Annotated in this window: 14 protein-coding genes; 9 read left to right on the forward strand and 5 right to left on the reverse strand. The window is 61.0% G+C overall.

Annotated elements, in window-relative coordinates; translation table 11 throughout:
* Window positions 1-10: 10 nt before the first annotated feature.
* Complete coding sequence (locus tag J0X03_RS13320) at window positions 11-718, reverse strand: hypothetical protein (RefSeq protein ID WP_033642853.1); 708 nt, start codon at window positions 716-718, stop codon at window positions 11-13.
* A 338-nt stretch (window positions 719-1,056) separates the two neighbouring features.
* Entirely contained in the window at window positions 1,057-1,935 is an 879-nt protein-coding gene (gene htpX, locus J0X03_RS13325) for a protease HtpX (protein ID WP_033652481.1), read from the reverse strand.
* Between the two features lie 368 nt (window positions 1,936-2,303).
* Here htpX and J0X03_RS13330 point away from each other — a divergent pair, with 368 nt between their 5' ends.
* Genes J0X03_RS13330 through J0X03_RS13355 form a run of 6 tightly spaced genes read left to right on the forward strand, consistent with a single transcriptional unit; the run spans window position 2,304 to window position 8,147 of the window.
* Window positions 2,304-3,395, forward strand: coding sequence for an ABC transporter substrate-binding protein (locus J0X03_RS13330; protein ID WP_042784331.1), 1,092 nt, complete (start codon window positions 2,304-2,306; stop codon window positions 3,393-3,395).
* A gap of 2 nt (window positions 3,396-3,397) precedes the next feature.
* Window positions 3,398-4,438: a FecCD family ABC transporter permease gene (locus J0X03_RS13335; protein ID WP_052133798.1), complete on the forward strand. Its 1,041-nt coding sequence runs from the start codon at window positions 3,398-3,400 to the stop codon at window positions 4,436-4,438.
* Window positions 4,435-5,220: an ABC transporter ATP-binding protein gene (locus tag J0X03_RS13340; RefSeq protein ID WP_047026224.1), complete on the forward strand. Its 786-nt coding sequence runs from the start codon at window positions 4,435-4,437 to the stop codon at window positions 5,218-5,220. Before J0X03_RS13335 ends, J0X03_RS13340 begins: the two co-directional genes overlap by 4 nt.
* A complete protein-coding gene (locus tag J0X03_RS13345; protein ID WP_033642848.1) occupies window positions 5,208-6,005 on the forward strand; it encodes a nicotianamine synthase family protein in 798 nt (265 codons plus the stop codon). Before J0X03_RS13340 ends, J0X03_RS13345 begins: the two co-directional genes overlap by 13 nt.
* Window positions 5,998-7,305: an opine metallophore biosynthesis dehydrogenase gene (locus tag J0X03_RS13350; protein ID WP_042784329.1), complete on the forward strand. Its 1,308-nt coding sequence runs from the start codon at window positions 5,998-6,000 to the stop codon at window positions 7,303-7,305. The genes J0X03_RS13345 and J0X03_RS13350 overlap by 8 nt, the downstream gene beginning before the upstream one ends.
* Window positions 7,302-8,147 carry a DMT family transporter gene (locus tag J0X03_RS13355; protein ID WP_160204206.1) on the forward strand — a complete coding sequence of 282 codons (846 nt, stop codon included), beginning with the start codon at window positions 7,302-7,304 and terminating at the stop codon, window positions 8,145-8,147. The genes J0X03_RS13350 and J0X03_RS13355 overlap by 4 nt, the downstream gene beginning before the upstream one ends.
* A 66-nt stretch (window positions 8,148-8,213) precedes the next feature.
* Here J0X03_RS13355 and prc read toward each other — a convergent pair whose 3' ends face one another.
* The 3 genes from prc to J0X03_RS13370 form a co-directional block, all read right to left on the reverse strand.
* Window positions 8,214-10,262, reverse strand: coding sequence for a carboxy terminal-processing peptidase (prc, locus tag J0X03_RS13360; RefSeq protein ID WP_033642845.1), 2,049 nt, complete (start codon window positions 10,260-10,262; stop codon window positions 8,214-8,216).
* Between the two features lie 19 nt (window positions 10,263-10,281).
* On the reverse strand, window positions 10,282-10,992 hold the full coding sequence (proQ, locus tag J0X03_RS13365; protein ID WP_004931497.1) for an RNA chaperone ProQ: 711 nt from the start codon (window positions 10,990-10,992) through the stop codon (window positions 10,282-10,284).
* Between the two features lie 96 nt (window positions 10,993-11,088).
* A complete protein-coding gene (locus tag J0X03_RS13370) occupies window positions 11,089-11,586 on the reverse strand; it encodes a GAF domain-containing protein (protein ID WP_046686940.1) in 498 nt (165 codons plus the stop codon).
* A 255-nt stretch (window positions 11,587-11,841) separates the two neighbouring features.
* Here J0X03_RS13370 and yebS point away from each other — a divergent pair, with 255 nt between their 5' ends.
* From yebS to rsmF, 3 genes are all read left to right on the forward strand, one after another.
* Window positions 11,842-13,089: a membrane integrity lipid transport subunit YebS gene (gene yebS / locus J0X03_RS13375; protein ID WP_033644263.1), complete on the forward strand. Its 1,248-nt coding sequence runs from the start codon at window positions 11,842-11,844 to the stop codon at window positions 13,087-13,089.
* Window positions 13,058-15,688, forward strand: coding sequence for a PqiB family protein (locus J0X03_RS13380; protein ID WP_033644262.1), 2,631 nt, complete (start codon window positions 13,058-13,060; stop codon window positions 15,686-15,688). Before yebS ends, J0X03_RS13380 begins: the two co-directional genes overlap by 32 nt.
* Window positions 15,689-15,790: 102 nt before the next feature.
* The gene (gene rsmF / locus J0X03_RS13385; RefSeq protein WP_139120317.1) at window positions 15,791-17,227 is read left to right on the forward strand and encodes a 16S rRNA (cytosine(1407)-C(5))-methyltransferase RsmF; all 1,437 of its coding nucleotides are present in this window, start codon (window positions 15,791-15,793) and stop codon (window positions 17,225-17,227) included.
* Window positions 17,228-17,393: the final 166 nt, after the last annotated feature.

The raw sequence follows: 17,393 nt of genomic DNA on the forward strand, positions 1-17,393 counted from the left end.
AGGCCAGGCGTCAGTCGCCGCACCTCAACGGGCTGCGGCCTTGTCGTAAACAGGCTAAATAGGCGTCGTCATCCGGATACCAGCCAACAAGGCGTTGGCCGTCGTTATCCATCCCCTCGAAGGCCTTGAGCAGGCCGGGGGCGAACATGCGCTTTATCAGATCTTCGGACTGCGCGCTGTCGATGCGGCAGTCGCAGCGCGTTTCTCCGTCAACCTGAACGAAGTTCTGCAACGAAGCGAGACATCGCGCGTCGAGATCGCCATGAACATGGATAAACTCCCCCGTTTCTACCAGGGTGAGCGCGGTCAGGTCTCCCCCCACCACGAACGCGCCGTCGTTTCCTGAGCTGCAATAGGCATGGCGTATGCGGACATCGTCACGCACGACCAGCCCGCCCCAGCAAATCAGCGTATCCGCCTGCAGCCGCCCCAGCACGACAATGCCGCCGTCCTCTCGCTGCGGTGACACCGCCAGGCATCCCTCCACGATCACATCGCCGTCCACGATCAGGTAATCGTAATCGTGGCCGTCGTGCTCGTCGGGGAAAAACGCCGGCAGGCGCAGATCGCCTGAATGCCAGCGAATAACCGGCGGTTCATCATCGTCATCATGCCGGTTCAACAATTCCGCAACCGCATCGGCGACACCGCCAGCCAATGCGGCCAGGCGCGCCGACACCTCATCACCGTTGAGTAAGGGAAGGTGGTTGATTTTCATAGGGCCTCAGGGACAAATGTCATTGTGCCAAAGCATATAACATGCGCTTACAAAGCCAAACAGGCGGTCGTGACCGGGCCCGATGCGGCTTGCCCTCTCACCGGGTGATCTGGCACCGCGCCTGCCCAGGCTGAGAGGCCGAAAGACGCGGTTTGCAGGTGGGCTTCAGGGACTTCGGGCGCTGCTGCACGGCATTAACGCCCGCAAACTTCGGTGAAGCGCTCACCCCATTCATTGCCGAATTTCATTGTTGAATCCGTCGCCGCCGCCGAAATAGCGGTTCAGGCATGCCATAAAAAAACCCCGGCAAGCCGGGGTTTTTCATTTCATTCAGCCGATTACTTCAGGTACTGACCGGTGCGCAGCGCTTCGATGCGCTTGTCGAGCGGCGGGTGCGACATGAACAGCTCGCTGAACGACTTGGATTTGCCGTTGATGCAGAACGCCATCATGCTGCCCGCTTCCTGCGGTTCATAGCTGGTTTTCAGACGCTGCAAGGCGGCGATCATCTTCTCGCGGCCCACCAGTTTGGCGGAACCGGCGTCGGCATAGAATTCGCGGTGACGCGAGAACCACATGGTGATGATGCTCGCCAGGATGCCGAACACCAGTTCCAGCACCATCGACACGGCGAAGTAAATCATCGGGTTGCCGTTGCCTTCCCCTTCACCGTCGCGGTTGCCCAGGAAGCCGGCGGCAACCTGTGCGATCAGGCGCGAAATGAAGATGACGAAGGTGTTCACAATCCCCTGGATCAGGGTCATGGTCACCATATCGCCGTTGGCGACGTGGCTGATTTCGTGCGCGATAACCGCTTCCGCTTCGTCGCGGCTCATGCTCTGCAGCAGGCCAGTGCTGACGGCGACCAGCGAAGCGTCGCGCCGTGCGCCGGTGGCGAAGGCGTTGATGTCCGGCGCGTGGTAGATAGCGACCTGCGGCATGGCGATGCCCGCCTGCTGCGATTGACGGCGCACCGTTTCCAGCAGCCAGTTTTCGGTTTCGTTACGCGGCTGTTCAATCACTTCCCCGCCCACGGAGCGCAGCGCCATCCATTTGGACATCAGCAACGACACGAAAGCGCCGCCGAAGCCGAACAGACCGGCCATGATCATCAGGCCCTGAACGCTACTGGATTGGATTCCTGTCAGGCTGAGCACCAGCCCGAAAACCAACATCACCGCCAGGTTGGTGAGCAGGAACAGAGCTATACGCATCATAAAATGTTTACTTCCTCATAAATGTTAACAAAACACTGTCCAGATACCCTGGATCGTATGGGCATTCGTCACAGTTTCAAGAGTTGCGCGCCATTAACCTACTAAAAATACGAAACTTTACAAAAACGACGCACGACCGGGATTTGGCAAATTGTAAACGATTGTTGCGCAAGGCGGAGGGATTTTGCAGAAAAATTTCTTTGCCCGCACGCCATGACAACGAGAACCGTTATCCTCACGCTTTATAGGCCAATATCCGCTCAGCGCGTTTCATCATGCCCCGCCTGATTCAGCGGCGACGAAAGTTTGAATCTCGCGATTAATTGTTACATTATAACATCACAATTAATCGTAAAGGGATGTCAATCATGTTATCGCGTATCGTCTGGATGCTGGCGACGTGGCTGCTTTTCTGCCAGGTCGCGCACGCTGAAATTCACCTCACCGACGTTGAAGGACGCCAGGTTACCCTGGCCGCCCCCGCACAGCGCGCCTATATCGGCTTTTACTACGAAGACTTTCTGGCGGTGAACGGCCCGGAGAGTTATCAACAGGTCGTCGCCTTCTCCAAAAGCGACTGGGCGTTGCGCGCCAGCCAATGGACGCGCTATCAGGCGGCGCTGCCACGGCTCGCTCAGCTGGTCGATGTCGGTTCGCTCTATAACCAGAGCTTCGATTTTGAACGCCTGCTGACCACGCGACCAGACCTGCTGATCCTGGCGAAGTGGCAGCTCGACGGCTTCGCCAACTACCTGCCGGTGCTGCAACAGCTCAACATTCCTTACATCGTCGTCGACTTCAATCAGGGCGTTGAAGTCAAGCTCGCCAGCATCCGGTTAATGGGCCAGGCGATGGGCCACGCCGAGCGAGCGGAACGGCTGGCCGACGAATATCGCCAAAGTCTCGAGGATACCCGGCGGCGCATCCGCCAGGCGCAGCTGCCGCCGCCGGTCACCTACATTGAGCTGGGGGACAAGGGCCCCGGCGAGTACGGCAGCAGCTATGGCGCATCGATCTGGGGGCCGCTGCTGCAGCTGGCCGGCGCCGACAATATCGCCGCCGGCGTCGTCGGCAGCCCTTCCCCCTTGCGCGCCGACTATGTCCTGACCCAACGGCCCGAGGTGATTTTTCTCGCCGGTGGCGACTGGGAAAACATGCCGAACGCCGTGCCGATGGGCTACGGCACGCAGGCAGCCCCCCTACAGACGCGCCTGACGCAATACGCCCGGCGGGCGGGATGGCCGCAACTGCCGGCGGTAAAAAATCAGCGTCTTTATGCGCTTTACCATGGCGGCGCGCGCACGATTTACGATTTTATCTTTGTCCAGTATCTGGCAAAAGCGCTCTATCCCGCCGCGTTTACCGATGTTGATCCCGCGCGCAATCTGGCGCAGTTCTACCATCAATATTTGCCGATAGAGGCGGACGGCGTCTTCTTGCAACGCTGGCAAGGAGAATAACCGTGGCCCACACAGGACGTGCGTTTTTGCGACGGCGCAGGCTGCGCCGCGGGCTATTGACGCTGGCGCTGCTCGGCGCGCTGCTGGCGGCGACCGCCATCGATCTCACCGTCGGCGCCGCGCAACTTGGCCTCACGGATATCGTGCGGATGCTTTGGCCCGGCTCTGCCCCCGGCAACGCACTGCATCAGGCGGTTTTTTGGTCGATTCGCTTGCCGATGACGCTCACCGCCTTGGTGGTCGGCGCCAGCCTGGCGCTGGCGGGCCTGCTGATGCAGACCGTGCTGGCCAATCCCCTCGCCAGCCCCTATACGCTGGGGATCTCTGCCGCGGCGGGGTTCGGCGCGGCGCTGGCGATCCTCACCGGCTTCAGCCTGGGCGGCGCGTTGGCGCTGGGCACGCCGCTGCTGGCTTCGCTGATGGCGCTGTTGGCTTGCGTGCCTATCTATCTGCTGGGACAACGCCGCGGCATGACGCCGCAAATATTAGTGTTGAGCGGCATCGTGGTGCTGTTTTTCTTTCAGTCGCTGCAATCGCTGCTGCTGTTTCTGGCCTCGCCGGAAGCCATGCAGCAAATTGTCTTTTGGCTGTTCGGCAGCCTGCTCAAAGCCAATATGCACGGCGTGGCGATCACCGGCGTCGTGTTGCTGTGCGCGCTGTTCGTCAGTCTGCGGCTCGCCTGGCGGCTGACGGCGCTGTCCGCCGGCGAAGAGCAGGCCCAGGGGCTGGGCATCAATGTCAGCGCCTTGCGCAAGCTGGCCTTTCTGCTGGCGACCTTGCTGACGGCCGCCTCGGTCTCGTTTGTCGGCACCATCGGGTTCGTCGGGCTGATCGCCCCGCATTTCGCCCGCTTTCTGGTGGGTGAGGATCAGCGCTACCTGATCTGCATTTCCGCCCTCTGCGGCAGCCTGCTGCTGCTGTGCGCCTCGATCGTCGCCAAGCTGGTGATGCCGAACGGCGTGGTGCCCATCGGCATCGTTATCGCCCTGATCGGCGTGCCGGTGCTGTTTTACTTCGTCACTCGACAGGTTAAACGCCCATGACTCAACTGACCCTCACCCGCGTCGGCGTCTCGCTGCATCGCCGCTCGCTATTGGCAGACGTTTCATTGAGCTGGCCGGAGGCGCAGCTCGGCGGCATCATCGGCCCCAACGGCGCCGGCAAATCGACGCTGCTGAAAGCGATTAACCGCATGGTGCCGTGCAGCGGCGAGATCGCTTACCGCGAGCGCCCTCTCGATCCGAAAACCAGCCGTATCGCCTATGTGCCGCAGCTTAATCGCTGCGATTCGGCATTGACCGCTTTTGACATGGTGCTGCTGGGCAAGGTACGCCAGTTGAGCTGGCGCATCAGCGCCGCCCAGACCGATGCGGTCGAGCAGGCGCTTACGGAATGCGGCATTTCCGCGCTCGCCGATCGCCCCTTCAACCGTCTCAGCGGCGGCCAGCGACAGTTGGTGATGCTGGCTCAGGCCTTCGTCTCTCAGCCGCAGATCATTTTGCTCGACGAACCCACCAGCGCGCTGGATATCCACCACCAGCTGCGCGTGCTCAATCAGATCGCCGACTACGGCCGGCGCCACCGCTGCATCACGCTGCTGGTGATCCACGATCTGGGATTGGCGCTGCGCTATTGCCACTCACTCACGCTGCTCGCGCACGGACGCGTCGTTTGCCACGGCGATACCCATCAGATGATGGGACATCCGATGGTGTCTCGCGTATTTGGCGTCGGCATCGAAAACGGCGTCAGCCCGCAGGGCTACCCCTATCTGCTGCCGACACAGCTGTTACACGCACACGGAGAATCCCCATGTACACTCTGACCAAGGCGGACATGCTGGCGCAACTCGCCGGCTTGCAACAGGAAATTCACCAGCTTCACCGTTCCGCCCGGCAAGATCGGCGCCATTTTTCCCTGCTGGAACGTCGTTTCAGCCGCCTGCAGGCCTTTAACGACGAACCGCAGCTGCAGGCCTATCGTCAAAAGCTGGAAAACGACCGTTTGATAACGGCGCAGATCACCCAACTGCGGGCGACGGCCAACGCCGCGTTGTGCGACTACGAGAAGCATCGCGTCTCGGCGCTGTGCCGGGAACCGGCGCAAACCAACGCCTACCTGAACAGTTTCGACCGCGCGCTGCAGTTGGAGATCGCGGCCGCCGACATTAAACCCGGCGAACGGGTGCTGCTGGTGGGCAGCGGCGCATTGCCCACCACGGCGCTGGCGCTGGTCGCCAGGCTCTCCGCCACCGTCATTTGCTACGATTGCGATCCGGCGGCCCAGCGTTTTGCCCGCCGGCTTACGCGCCACTTGGGGCTGGTGCAGCAGATGCCCTGCATCGACAAGCTGAACGGCCTGACGCGCAACGATATCGATCACATCATCATCGCCTCCCTGGTGGCGGACAAGCAGGGTTTGCTGAAGGCGCTGCGGCCTTTGCTGCCCCAGTGTGGCAAATTGCTGGTGCGCTATGGCAATGGCCTCAAGTCGATCTTCAACTGCCCTTACCACCACCAGGCCGCCGGCTCGCCCTGGCGCGTCAGCGGTAAACCGCTCACCACCCCGCTGTACGATCTGTTGATTTTGGAGCCTCACCGCCATGAATAATGCCTTTCCCACCCTGATCCTCGGCGCCGGCCCGGCGGCGATCCAACTGGCTGCGGACATCAAGACCGCGGGCAATGCGCGCATCGGCCTGTACAACCGCACCAGCGAAAAAGGGCGCCGCCTGAAGCAACATCTGGCGCACACGCCCTGCCTGTGGCTGACGGGCGCCGGTAAGGCGCAGCGCACCCAAGACGATGCGCAGGTGACGATTGACCGCTATTGCGATGATCTGGCGCTCGTCGGCGGCGACTGGCGCAGACTGATCCTTGCCGTCCCCGCCGATCAATACCATGACGTGCTGCGACAGGTGCCATGGGCGGCGTTGCCCCAACTGCGCTCACTGATCCTGCTCTCTCCCTCCATCGGCTCCGGCTTGATGGCGCAAAGCCTGCTGCAGGAGGCCGGGCAATCCCACGTCGAGGTCATCAGCCTGTCGAGCTACTACGCCGACACCAAATACCAGAACGCCGAACAGCCTTACCGCGCCTACACCAAGGCGTTCAAGCAGCGAATTTATCTGGCCGGCGCAGGCGCAAGGTCAGACTGCGCCGAACTCGACTGGCTTTGCTCGCTGCTGGCGCGTCACGGCATTGACGCCCAACGCTGCAACAGCCTGCTCGCCGCCGAGCGCTTCAGCATCACCAATTATGTTCATCCTCCGCTGGCGCTGGCCGAAACCACGCTGCAGGCGATATTCCAGCCGCAGGCGCCGATCCAGTACCTGTATAAAACCCACCCCGAGGGCCCCATCTGTCCCGAGGCGATCGCCGACATGCTGGCGCTCTCGCAGGATTACCAGCAGTTGCTCAACCGGCTCGGCATCGAGGCCATTAACCTGCTGCGCTTTTTGAATGACGACAACTACCCGGTTCCGCCCCGTATGGTGAGCCGCCGCTGGATTGACCAATTCCCGCAGCTCGCGCCGACGGAGCAATGCTATGCGCTGTTTACGCGTTATACCGCGCTGCTGGTCGACCCCTATTCCGAGCCGGACGCGCAGGGCCGCTACTATGATTTTTCCGCCGTCAGGGTCGCCCGCGTCTTCCAGGATGCCCAGGGGCGCTGGCGCCTGCCGCGCGTGCCGCAAGAGGACGTGCGCAAACTGCGCGTCCTGGTCTTGCTGGCGCAGCGGCTTGACGTCGAGATGCCCGCCGCCCAGCGTCTGTTGGCCCGCTTTCAGCAGGCGCTGCAGCACTTCGTCACCCGGATCGGCGCCGAGCATTGCCATCGCTCGTTGCTGGACGATACCTGCGACGAGCAGGCGGACATCATTTACCGACAATGGCGGAGGCAAGCATGAATCAGGGTGCGCTACTGGCCATTTTTGCCTCATTGATTTTCAGCGTCATGAACGCGCTGGTTAAAACCATCTCCGATGCTATTCCCACCGGTGAAATCGTGTTCTTTCGCAGCAGCATCGGCTGTGTGCTGGTTCTGCTGCTGATGTACCGCCACCGCATCACCTTCAGCCGCGTAGACCGGCCGCTGCTGGTGTTGCGCGGCACCATGGGCGGGCTGTATCTCATTTGTTATTTTTACAGCATCGCCCATCTGACGCTGGCCGACGCCAGCATGCTGGCCTATCTGTCGCCGTTTTTCTCCATTTTGCTCTCCTTGCTGGTGCTGCGTGAACGGGTCAGCGCCTGCACCGCGTTTTGGCTGGCGATGGTCATCATCGGCGCCGTGCTGCTGGTGCGGCCGTGGCACTTCTCGGCCTATACCCTGGCGTCGCTGGTCGGCGTGATGAGCGCGGTGTTCGCCTCGATCGCCTATCTGTCGGTCAACAAACTCAGTAAGCGCCACCACAACTACGAGATCGTGTTCTACTTCCTGTTCATCGCAACGCTGATCTCGCTGCCGCTGATGTGGAACGCGTTCGTTTGGCCCAACGCCTATCAGTTCGCCATTCTGCTCGCCATCGCCCTGGTGTCGCTGTTGGGGCAGGTCGTCTTAACCCAGGCCTTCTCTTCCGATAACCTGATCGTGGTCTCGGTGGTGCGCTATATCGGCATCGTGTTCAACATCGCCTGGGGTTGGCTGTTCTGGCATGAGATCCCGCTGCTGCTGTCGCTGTTCGGCTGTCTGCTGGTGGTGGTTTCCTGCATTCAGCTCGGGCTGCGTCACCGTAAGAAACCGGCTTAAGCCGGGCTTGCCGCAACCAAAAAAAACGCACCCGAGGGTGCGTTTTTCACAGGCAAAGCCGTGGCCTTATTTGGCCGGCGTCGGCTGCTGAGCAGGCTGATCCTTTTCCAGATGAGCCAGGTCCAGCGCGATATGCACGGTTTCATCCAGGTACGGATCCGGCTCCTGGTAATCCTTCGGCAGATCGTCGAGCGATTTCAGCGGCTTCTTGCCCGCACGTTCCAGACGCTCGTTGATGCGTTTCAGACGGGTCGCGTCGTCATCGTGATTCTCTTTCTCGCGTACCGCCAGATTGAGGGACACGATGTTGCGTTTATCCTTCAGCGCCTTGTAATGCGCGATATCCTGCGCGATGTACTGGAACTCCGGATTTTGCGCGATGCGCTGCTGGTGATCTTTCAGCAGCTCCGGCTCGAACGGCGCCATATCGCCGGTCTTGCTGTAGGTCGCCGCATTGATGCTGTCCCACGGCATGGCGTTGTCTTCAAACGCTTCGCCGGTTTCCGCCGGATCGACGCCGGTCGGCATCAGAATGTCCGGCGTCACGCCCTTGCGCTGGGTGCTGCCGCCATTAACGCGGTAGAACTTCTGAATGGTGTACTGCACGGAACCGAGCGCCGGCCACTCAGGGCGCAGCATCTGATCGTAGATACGGTTCAGCGAACGGTACTGCTGCACGGTACCTTTACCGAAGGTCGGCTCGCCGACAATCAGCGCGCGGCCGTAATCCTGCATCGCCGCCGCGAAAATTTCGGAGGCGGAGGCGCTGAAGCGATCGACCAGCACCACCAGCGGGCCTTTATAGTAGGTCACGCCGTCGGTGTCGGCGTCTTCGCGCACTTTGCCGTTGTTGTCGCGCACCTGCACCACCGGGCCGCTCGGAATGAACAGGCCGGACAGCGACACCGCTTCGGTCAGCGCGCCGCCGCCGTTGGTGCGCAGATCGATGATCACGCTCTTGACGTTCTGCTTGGCCATCTTCTGCAGCTGCACTTTCACGTCATCGGTCAGACCGACATAGAAGCCGGGGATGTCGAACACCGCCACCTTCTCTTTGCCGACGGTCTTGATGGTCATTTTCACCGCGCGGTCTTCCAGACGGATGCGCTCGCGGGTCAAGGTGACCACGCGGGTTTTGGTGCCCTTGCCGGCCGGCAGGATCTCAAGGCGCACCTTGCTGCCCTTCGGCCCTTTGATCAACGACACCACGTCGTCCAGGCGCCAGCCGATCACGTCCACCATCGGTTTGCCGGCCTGGCCGACGCCGACGATGCGATCGCCCACGGTGATCGCTTTGCTCTTCGCCGCCGGACCTCCCGGCACCATCGAGTTGATCAGGGTGTAGTCGTCATCCATCTGCAGCACCGCGCCGATGCCTTCCAGCGACAGGCTCATCTCGGTGTTGAACTGCTCGGTGTTGCGCGGAGACAGATAGTTGGTGTGCGGGTCGATTTCATGCGCAAAGGCATTCATCGCCAGCTGGAAGACGTCTTCGCTGTTGCTTTGCGTCAGGCGCTTGATGGCGAACTGATAGCGCTTGGTCAGCGTGTCGCGGATTTCTTTGTCGGTCTTGCCGGTCAGCTTGAGGTTCAGCTCGTCATACGTGACTTTCGCATCCCACAGGCTATCCAGCTCGGCCTTGTCTTTCGGCCACGGCGCTTTGCTGCGGTCGAGATCGATAGTGCCGTTGCCGGTGAAGTTCATCGGCTTGTCCAGCAACGACAACGCATAGGTGTAACGCTCAAAGCGGCGTTTCTGCGCCAGATTGAACAGCGCGTAGAAGGTGTCCAGCTTGCCGGTTTTCAGCTCTTCGCCAACCTGATTGCGTTTGCCGGCGAACTGCGCCACGTCGGAGGCCAGCAACACGTTATGGTTGTAGTCCAGCATGTTCAGGTAGCGATCGAAGATCTTGCCTGAAAATTCCGCATCGAGGGCGAACTGGCGGTAATGAGAGCGAGTGAAGCGCGAGGTGACGCGCTCACTCACCGTAGCGTGCTGGGGTTCCTGTTGCAGTTGGGGCAGTTGGCCGATGCGGATGTTGGCTGTTTCCGCGCCGTAACTGACACCCGCCCACAGCAGCCCTGCAATCGCTGTTAATCTGACGAATTTGTTCATGCCTGGGTTGGCCTCCGTATCAGAACTGCAAGTGTTCTGCGCGCACAATCATCGCCAGACCGGAAGAGAGCTGCACACGTACGCCATCTTTAGCGATTTCGAGTACGGTAGCATCCATCGCGCTCTTGCCTGCTCTGACTTTGATTTCCTGGCCAATTTGCAGTTTAGAGATATCCGTGACTGGCGCATAACGCGGCTGGCTTTCCTCTTTGGCTGCACGAGGTTGGCGAGCGGGCTGTGGGCGAGTTTGTGGGCGCGGCTTGCGGTTTTCCGGCGCGGCTCCGCCTTCGCGACGCGCAGCGGGCTTTTTACCGGCTGGACGCGGACGGCGCGGAGCGGCATCGGCGGATTCGCCGGCGGCTTCACGTTTTTTGGCGTTTTGTTCGGCACGCTGTGCCTGAACGCGCGCTTTGGCTTCTTCAAGCTGCTGGCGAGCATGATCGACATGCTGCTGCTCCAGTTCACCGCACGGATTGCCGTCCAGATCGACGCGCTGCGCGCCCACCTTGACGCCGTACAGGTAACGCCAGCTTGAGGTGTATAGGCGCAGGGCAGAACGCAATTGCGTTTTGCTGAGATTCTCTTCCCCCTGCACGCGCTCTACCAAATCCTGAAAAATACCGATTTTCAGCGGACGAGCTTCGCCTTCGGCGCTAAAGCAGAGCGGAAAACGCTCGGCAAGAAAAGCAATGACTTCTTTACTAGAGTTCAACTTAGGTTGATTTTCCATGAAATTTCCTGATTACAACGGTATTGCCAACAAGCCACAGGCATGAACAGGCGTCATTATAATGACGCCATCGGTAATTGCCACGTTAACCGTCGATCAACTTGCCGCCACAGTCACATATTTCGCACTGTCACACTGTTCCAGTTGCTCACAAAGCCCCGCCACCACTGCTTTCAGGCCCACTTCGTCCTGTTCGTCGAAGCGTTGATAAACCGTGCTATCGATATCCAAAACGCCGATCGCTCGGCCGCCAACCACCAGCGGCAGCACGATTTCCGCGTTACTGGCCGCATCGCAGGCGATATGGCCCGGAAACGCATGCACGTCGCCGACGCGCTGCACGCGATTTTCCGCCACCGCCGTGCCGCACACGCCCTTGCCCACCGGAATGCGCACGCAGGCGATCTTGCCCTGGAACGGCCCCAGCACCAGTTGGTCGCCATCCATCAGATAGAAACCGACCCAGTTCACGTCATCCAGACGCTCGTTGAGCAACGCGCTGGCGTTGGACAGCGCCGCGATAAAGTTGGTTTCCCCGCCGAGCAACGCGCTCAGGTCACGTTTTAATTCCGCGTAGAATTGTTCTTTTGTCATGTGTTAACCATTGAAACAGTGAAGATGGCCAGAAGCCCAAAGCTTAGGCCCTATAAAATAAGCATTAAATGCGTATAGCCACAAGGTTAATCATCTGTTGCTTCACAAAACCCCGTCGCTCGGGGTATGTTTGCCGCTCAGAATCCCGGTTTACCTCGTTTTACCGTCCGGCGCCCGATCGCCGGTGACGCGGCCGGTTTATTTTTCAGCTACGCTGACAGTTCCGGCGGGCTCAAGGGCAGCTACTTGTCAAAAATGAAAATACACGCGATCACCGCCCCCCTTTCCAAAGCGCGCCACCAACGCTGCTGCGAGTGCGACCTGCTGTTTGTGCTGCCGCCGCTCAGCGGCAATCAGGCCGCTTATTGTCCGCGCTGTAACGCCAAGGTGGTGAGCGGCCGCGACTGGTCGATGACGCGCCTGACCGCCATGGCGATCGCCATGCTGCTGCTGATGCCGTTCGCCTTCACCGAACCGCTGATCAGCATTCGTCTGCTCGGCACGCGCATCGACGCCAGTTTGCTGGAGGGCATCTGGCAGATGAGCCGCCAGGGCGATCCGCTCACCGCCAGCATGGTGGCGTTTTGCACCATCGGCGCCCCGCTGACGCTGGTGCTGTCGCTGCTGTACCTGCGTTTCGGCCATGCGCTCGGCATGAACCTGCGCCCGGTGCTGCTGATGCTGGAGCGGCTCAAAGAGTGGGTGATGCTGGACATTTATCTGATCGGCATGGCGGTGGCGGCGATCAAAGTGCAGGATTACGCCGACATCCAGCCCGGCAGCGCGCTGATCGCTTACCTTTCGCTCACGGTGCTAAGCATCCTGACGCTGATACACGTCAATCTGGAGCAGCTGTGGGAGCGCTACTATCCGCAGGAACAGCCGGAAGGCCCGCCGACGGCGCTGCACATTTGTCTGTCCTGCCACTATACCGGCTATCCCGACGCGCGCGGCCGCTGCCCGCGTTGCCATGTGCCGATGTGCCATCGCCAGCCCTACAGCCTGCAGAAAACCTGGGCGGCGCTGATCGCGGCGATGATCCTGCTGATACCGGCCAACCTGCTGCCGATTTCCATCATTTACGCCAACGGCACGCGGCTGGAAGACACCATTTTCTCCGGCGTGGTCTCATTGGCCACCTCCGGCAACGTGCCGATCGCCGCCATCGTGTTCATCGCCAGCGTGCTGGTGCCCTTCACCAAGGTGATCGTGCTGATCGTGCTGTTACTGAGCATCCACTTCAAAACCTCGCACAGCCTGAAGACGCGCATTCGTCTGCTGCGCCTGGTCACCTGGATCGGCCGTTGGTCGATGCTCGATCTGTTCGTTATCGCCTTGATGATGTCGCTGGTAAATCGCGATCAACTGTTATCTTTTACTATGGGACCGGCCGCGTTTTACTTTGGCTCGGCGGTCATTTTGACTATTCTTGCCGTTGAGTGGCTGGATAGCCGATTGATTTGGGATGCACATGCAACAGGAAACGCCGACTACACCGACTGAAGCGCGGGTCAAGAACAAACGCCGCATTTCACCGTTCTGGTTACTGCCGTTCATCGCCCTGCTGATCGCCGGGTGGCTGGTCTATAACAATTTCCAGGAGCGCGGCACCACCGTCACCATCGATTTCCAATCGGCGGCGGGCATCGTCGCCGGCCGCACGCCGGTGCGCTACCAGGGCGTTGAGGTCGGCACGGTGCAAAAAATCAGCCTGAGCAAAGATCTGCGCAGCATCGTGGTGGAAGCCAGCATCAAAAGCGATCTGGAAGACTCGCTGCGCGAAGGCACCCAGTTCTGGCTGGTGACGCCCAAGGCCTCGCTGGCCGGGGTTTCCGGGCTCGATGCGCTGGTCGGCGGCAACTATATCGGCATGATGCCCGGCAGCGGCAAGGAGCAAACCCACTTCACCGCGCTCGATACCCAGCCGAAGTACCGCCTGAACACCGGCGAGCTGATGATTCACCTGCATGCCGACGATCTGGGTTCGCTCAACAGCGGCTCGCTGGTCTATTACCGTAAAATCCCGGTCGGCAAGGTGTATGACTACACCATCAGCGAAGGCAACAAGGGCGTAACCATCGACGTGCTGATCGACCGCCGCTTCGCCAACCTGGTGAAGAGCAACAGCCGCTTCTGGAATGTCTCCGGCTTCAAGGGCGATTTCAGCCTGTCCGGCGCCACGGTGCAGATGGAGAGCCTGGCGGCGCTGGTCAACGGCGCCATCGCCTTCGATTCGCCGGCCGATGGCCAGCAGGCCAAGGGCGATCAGAACTATACCCTTTACCCGGACCTGGCCCACAGCCAGCGCGGCGTCAATATTCTGCTGGATCTGCCGAGCGGCAACAATTTGAGTGAAAACCGCACGCCGCTGATGTACCAGGGGCTGCAGGTCGGCACCCTGACCAAGCTGACGTTGCAACAGGACAGCAAAGTCATCGGTGAACTGACCATCGATCCTTCGGTGGTCGATCTGATGCGCAGCGGCACCCGCATCGTGATGCGCAGCCCGCGCATCAGCCTCAACGACGCCAAGCTCAGCCAACTGCTGACCGGCACCACGCTGGAACTGGTGCCGGGTGAAGGCGAACCGCAGCAGCGTTTCAACGTGCTGGACAGCAGCGAAACGCTGTTGCAACAGCCGGGCGTGTTGACCGTCACGCTGACGGCGCCGCAAAGCTACGGCATCGACGTCGGGCAACCGCTGGTGGTGCACGGCGTGAAAGTCGGCCAAATCCTGAGCCGCACCTTGACCGCCGGCGGCGTGGTGTTCACCGCCGCCGTTGATGCGCAATATCGCGGCCTGCTGCACAAAGACAGCAAATTCGTGGTCAACAGCCGCCTCGACGTCAAGCTGGGAATAGACGGCATGGAAGTGCTCGGCGCCAGCGCGCAGGAGTGGGTAGACGGCGGCGTGCGCATTATCCCCGGCAGCAAAGGGGAGCCTGGCGGCCAGTATCCGCTGTACGCCAACAGCGAAAAAGCCGAGGAAGGCATCGTCGGCAACGCCCCTTCCACCACCCTGACCCTCAGCGCCACCAGCCTGCCGGACGTGCAGGCCGGCTCAGTGGTGCTGTATCGTAAATTCCAGGTGGGCGAGATCGTTAACGTTCGGCCGAAGGCCAACGAGTTTGAGGTGGATGTCTACATCAGCCCGGAATACCGTAAGTTGCTGACCCGTGAAAGCATCTTCTGGGCCGAAGGCGGCGCCAAGGTGCAGCTCAACGGCAGCGGCCTGACGGTGCAGGCTTCGCCGCTCAACCGCGCGCTGAAAGGCGCCATCAGCTTCGACAACCTGCAGGGCGTGACGCTGAACAAAGGCGCCAACCGCGTACTGTACGCCAGCGAAACCGCCGCCCGCGCGGTGGGCAGCCAAATCACGCTGAAAACCTATGACGCCAGCAAGCTGTCGGCGGGCATGCCGCTGCGTTACCTCGGCATCGACGTCGGCCAGGTGGAGTCGCTGCAGCTGGCGCCGGAGCGCAACGAAGTGTTGGCCAAAGCGGTGCTGTATCCGGAATACGTGCAGACCTTCGCGCGCCTCGGCAGCCGCTTCTCGATCGTGTCGCCGGAGATCTCCGCCGCCGGCGTCAGCAACCTCGATACCCTGCTCCAGCCTTATATCAACGTGGAGCCGGGCCGCGGGCGCGAGCTGCGCACCTTCGAACTGCAGCAGGCCAGCATCACCGACTCGCGCTATCTGGACGGCCTGAGCGTCGTGCTCGACGCGGCCGAAACCGGCTCGCTGCAGATCGGCACGCCGGTGCTGTTCCGCGGCGTGGAGGTCGGCACCATCACCGGCTTCTACCTCGGCGCCATGTCCGATCGGGTGCACGTCGCGCTGCGCATCAGCAAGAAGTACCAGCATCTGGTGCGCAACAACAGCGTGTTCTGGCTGGCGTCGGGTTACAACCTGCAGTTCGGCCTGACCGGCGGCGTAATCAAGAGTGGCACCTTCCAGCAATTCATCCGCGGCGGCATCGCCTTCGCCACGCCGCCAACCATTCCGCTGGCGCCGAAAGCGACACCGAACAAGCACTTCCTGCTGAATCCGGAAGAGCCGAAGGACTGGAAAACCTGGGGCACCGCCATTCCGCGCGATTAACTTTCGCGTTTTCCTCAGGGCCCGGCAATGCCGGGCCCTGTTTTTTTCCGCTTTATGATAAACTCTCGCCCTTGTCTTTATTGCACCCTGAGAGTTCGCCCCGTGGCCAAATCCACCGCCGTTTTTCTGCCCCCCGCTTTCCTCGACGCCACCCGCGCCATCATGCCCGCCGAGCTGGCGATGGACGATTTTATCGCCGCTTGCCAGCGCCCGCTGCGCCGTAGCCTGCGCGTCAACACGCTGAAGATCGGCGTCGCCGACTTCCTGGCGCTGGTGCGGGAGTACGACTGGCGATTGGAACCCATTCCCTGGTGCGCGGAAGGTTTCTGGATCGAGCGCGACGATGAAGAGCTGCGATTGGGCAGCGCCGCCGAACACCTGAGCGGTCTGTTCTATATTCAGGAGGCCAGCTCGATGCTGCCGGTCAGCGCGCTGTTCTCGGGCGACGCGGCGCCTACTCGAGTGCTGGACGTGGCGGCGGCGCCGGGCTCCAAAACCACCCAGATCGCCGCGTTGATGGATAATCAGGGCGGCATCGTCGCCAACGAATACTCCGCCAGCCGGGTGAAAGTGCTGCACGCCAATATCAGCCGCTGCGGCGTGAAGAATACGGCGCTGACCCACTTCGATGGCCGGGTGTTCGGCGCCGCGCTGCCGGAGAGTTTTGACGCCATTCTGCTCGACGCCCCCTGCTCCGGCGAAGGCGTAGTGCGCAAAGATCCGGACGCCATGAGCAACTGGTCGCCGGAAAGCGTCGCCGAGATCGCCGCCACCCAGCGCGAGCTGATCGACAGCGCGTTTCATGCGCTGGCGCCGGGCGGCGTGATGGTTTATTCCACCTGCACCCTCAATGCGCAGGAAAATCAGCAGGTGGTGCGCTGGCTGCTGGACACCTATGGCGACGCGGTCAGCGTCGAGCCGCTGGGTGAGCTGTTCCCCGGCGCCGACAAGGCGTTGACCGCCGAGGGCTTCCTGCACGTCTTCCCGCAGATTTACGACAGCGAAGGGTTTTTCGTCGCCCGCCTGCGTAAAAAACACGCCGTGGCGCCGTTAGCAAAGCCGACCTATAAAGTCGGTAAATTCCCATTCAGCCCGCTGTCCGGCAAAGAGGCGGCGCTGGTCGCCCAAGCCGCCGCGGCATCCGGCTTAACCTGGGGCGATGACAGCCGGCTGTGGGAGCGCGACAAGGAAATCTGGCTCTTCCCGGCCGAGCTGGAGCCGCTGTTCGGCAAAGTGCGCTTCTCGCGTATCGGCCTCAAGCTGGCGGAGCGCTTCCCGAAAGGTTTCCGTTGGCAGCACGAAGCGGCGATCGCTCTCGCGGGCGCCGACGGCAAACAGCATTTCGAGCTGGACGCCGCGCTGGCCCAGGAGTGGTATCACGGCCGCGATCTCTACCCTGAGCAGCCGCCGGCGGGCGACGAGTGCATCGTCACCTATCAGGGGCAACCGCTGGGCATCGCCAAACGCATCGGCAGCCGCATCAAGAACAACCTGCCGCGCGAGCTGGTGCGCGACGGCGCGCTGGATTTTCACCTGTAATCGCCCTGGCGCCGGGGAGCCGCTTTCCCCGGCGATAAATAAAGATAATAATATTCCCATCGTCATTCGTTATTATTCTAATCATTTCACCATCACGTTATTTCACCCACGCACGCTTGCCCTGTGCCAATTAAAAAGTTTTGACCTTTGATAAAGACAATTTCAC

The organism is Serratia ureilytica (genome assembly GCF_017309605.1).
Classification (GTDB): Bacteria; Pseudomonadota; Gammaproteobacteria; order Enterobacterales; family Enterobacteriaceae; genus Serratia; species Serratia ureilytica.

Excerpts from the sequence above, each read along its gene's own strand:
- yebS (WP_033644263.1), top strand. The coding sequence starts at position 11,842 with ATGAAAATACACGCGATCACCGCCCCCCTTTCCAAAGCGCGCCACCAA.
- J0X03_RS13380 (WP_033644262.1), top strand. The coding sequence starts at position 13,058 with ATGCAACAGGAAACGCCGACTACACCGACTGAAGCGCGGGTCAAGAAC.
- J0X03_RS13320 (WP_033642853.1), bottom strand. The coding sequence starts at position 718 with ATGAAAATCAACCACCTTCCCTTACTCAACGGTGATGAGGTGTCGGCG.
- J0X03_RS13350 (WP_042784329.1), top strand. The coding sequence starts at position 5,998 with ATGAATAATGCCTTTCCCACCCTGATCCTCGGCGCCGGCCCGGCGGCG.
- prc (WP_033642845.1), bottom strand. The coding sequence starts at position 10,262 with ATGAACAAATTCGTCAGATTAACAGCGATTGCAGGGCTGCTGTGGGCG.
- J0X03_RS13340 (WP_047026224.1), top strand. The coding sequence starts at position 4,435 with ATGACTCAACTGACCCTCACCCGCGTCGGCGTCTCGCTGCATCGCCGC.
- J0X03_RS13345 (WP_033642848.1), top strand. The coding sequence starts at position 5,208 with ATGTACACTCTGACCAAGGCGGACATGCTGGCGCAACTCGCCGGCTTG.
- J0X03_RS13330 (WP_042784331.1), top strand. The coding sequence starts at position 2,304 with ATGTTATCGCGTATCGTCTGGATGCTGGCGACGTGGCTGCTTTTCTGC.
- htpX (WP_033652481.1), bottom strand. The coding sequence starts at position 1,935 with ATGATGCGTATAGCTCTGTTCCTGCTCACCAACCTGGCGGTGATGTTG.
- J0X03_RS13355 (WP_160204206.1), top strand. The coding sequence starts at position 7,302 with ATGAATCAGGGTGCGCTACTGGCCATTTTTGCCTCATTGATTTTCAGC.
- J0X03_RS13370 (WP_046686940.1), bottom strand. The coding sequence starts at position 11,586 with ATGACAAAAGAACAATTCTACGCGGAATTAAAACGTGACCTGAGCGCG.
- proQ (WP_004931497.1), bottom strand. The coding sequence starts at position 10,992 with ATGGAAAATCAACCTAAGTTGAACTCTAGTAAAGAAGTCATTGCTTTT.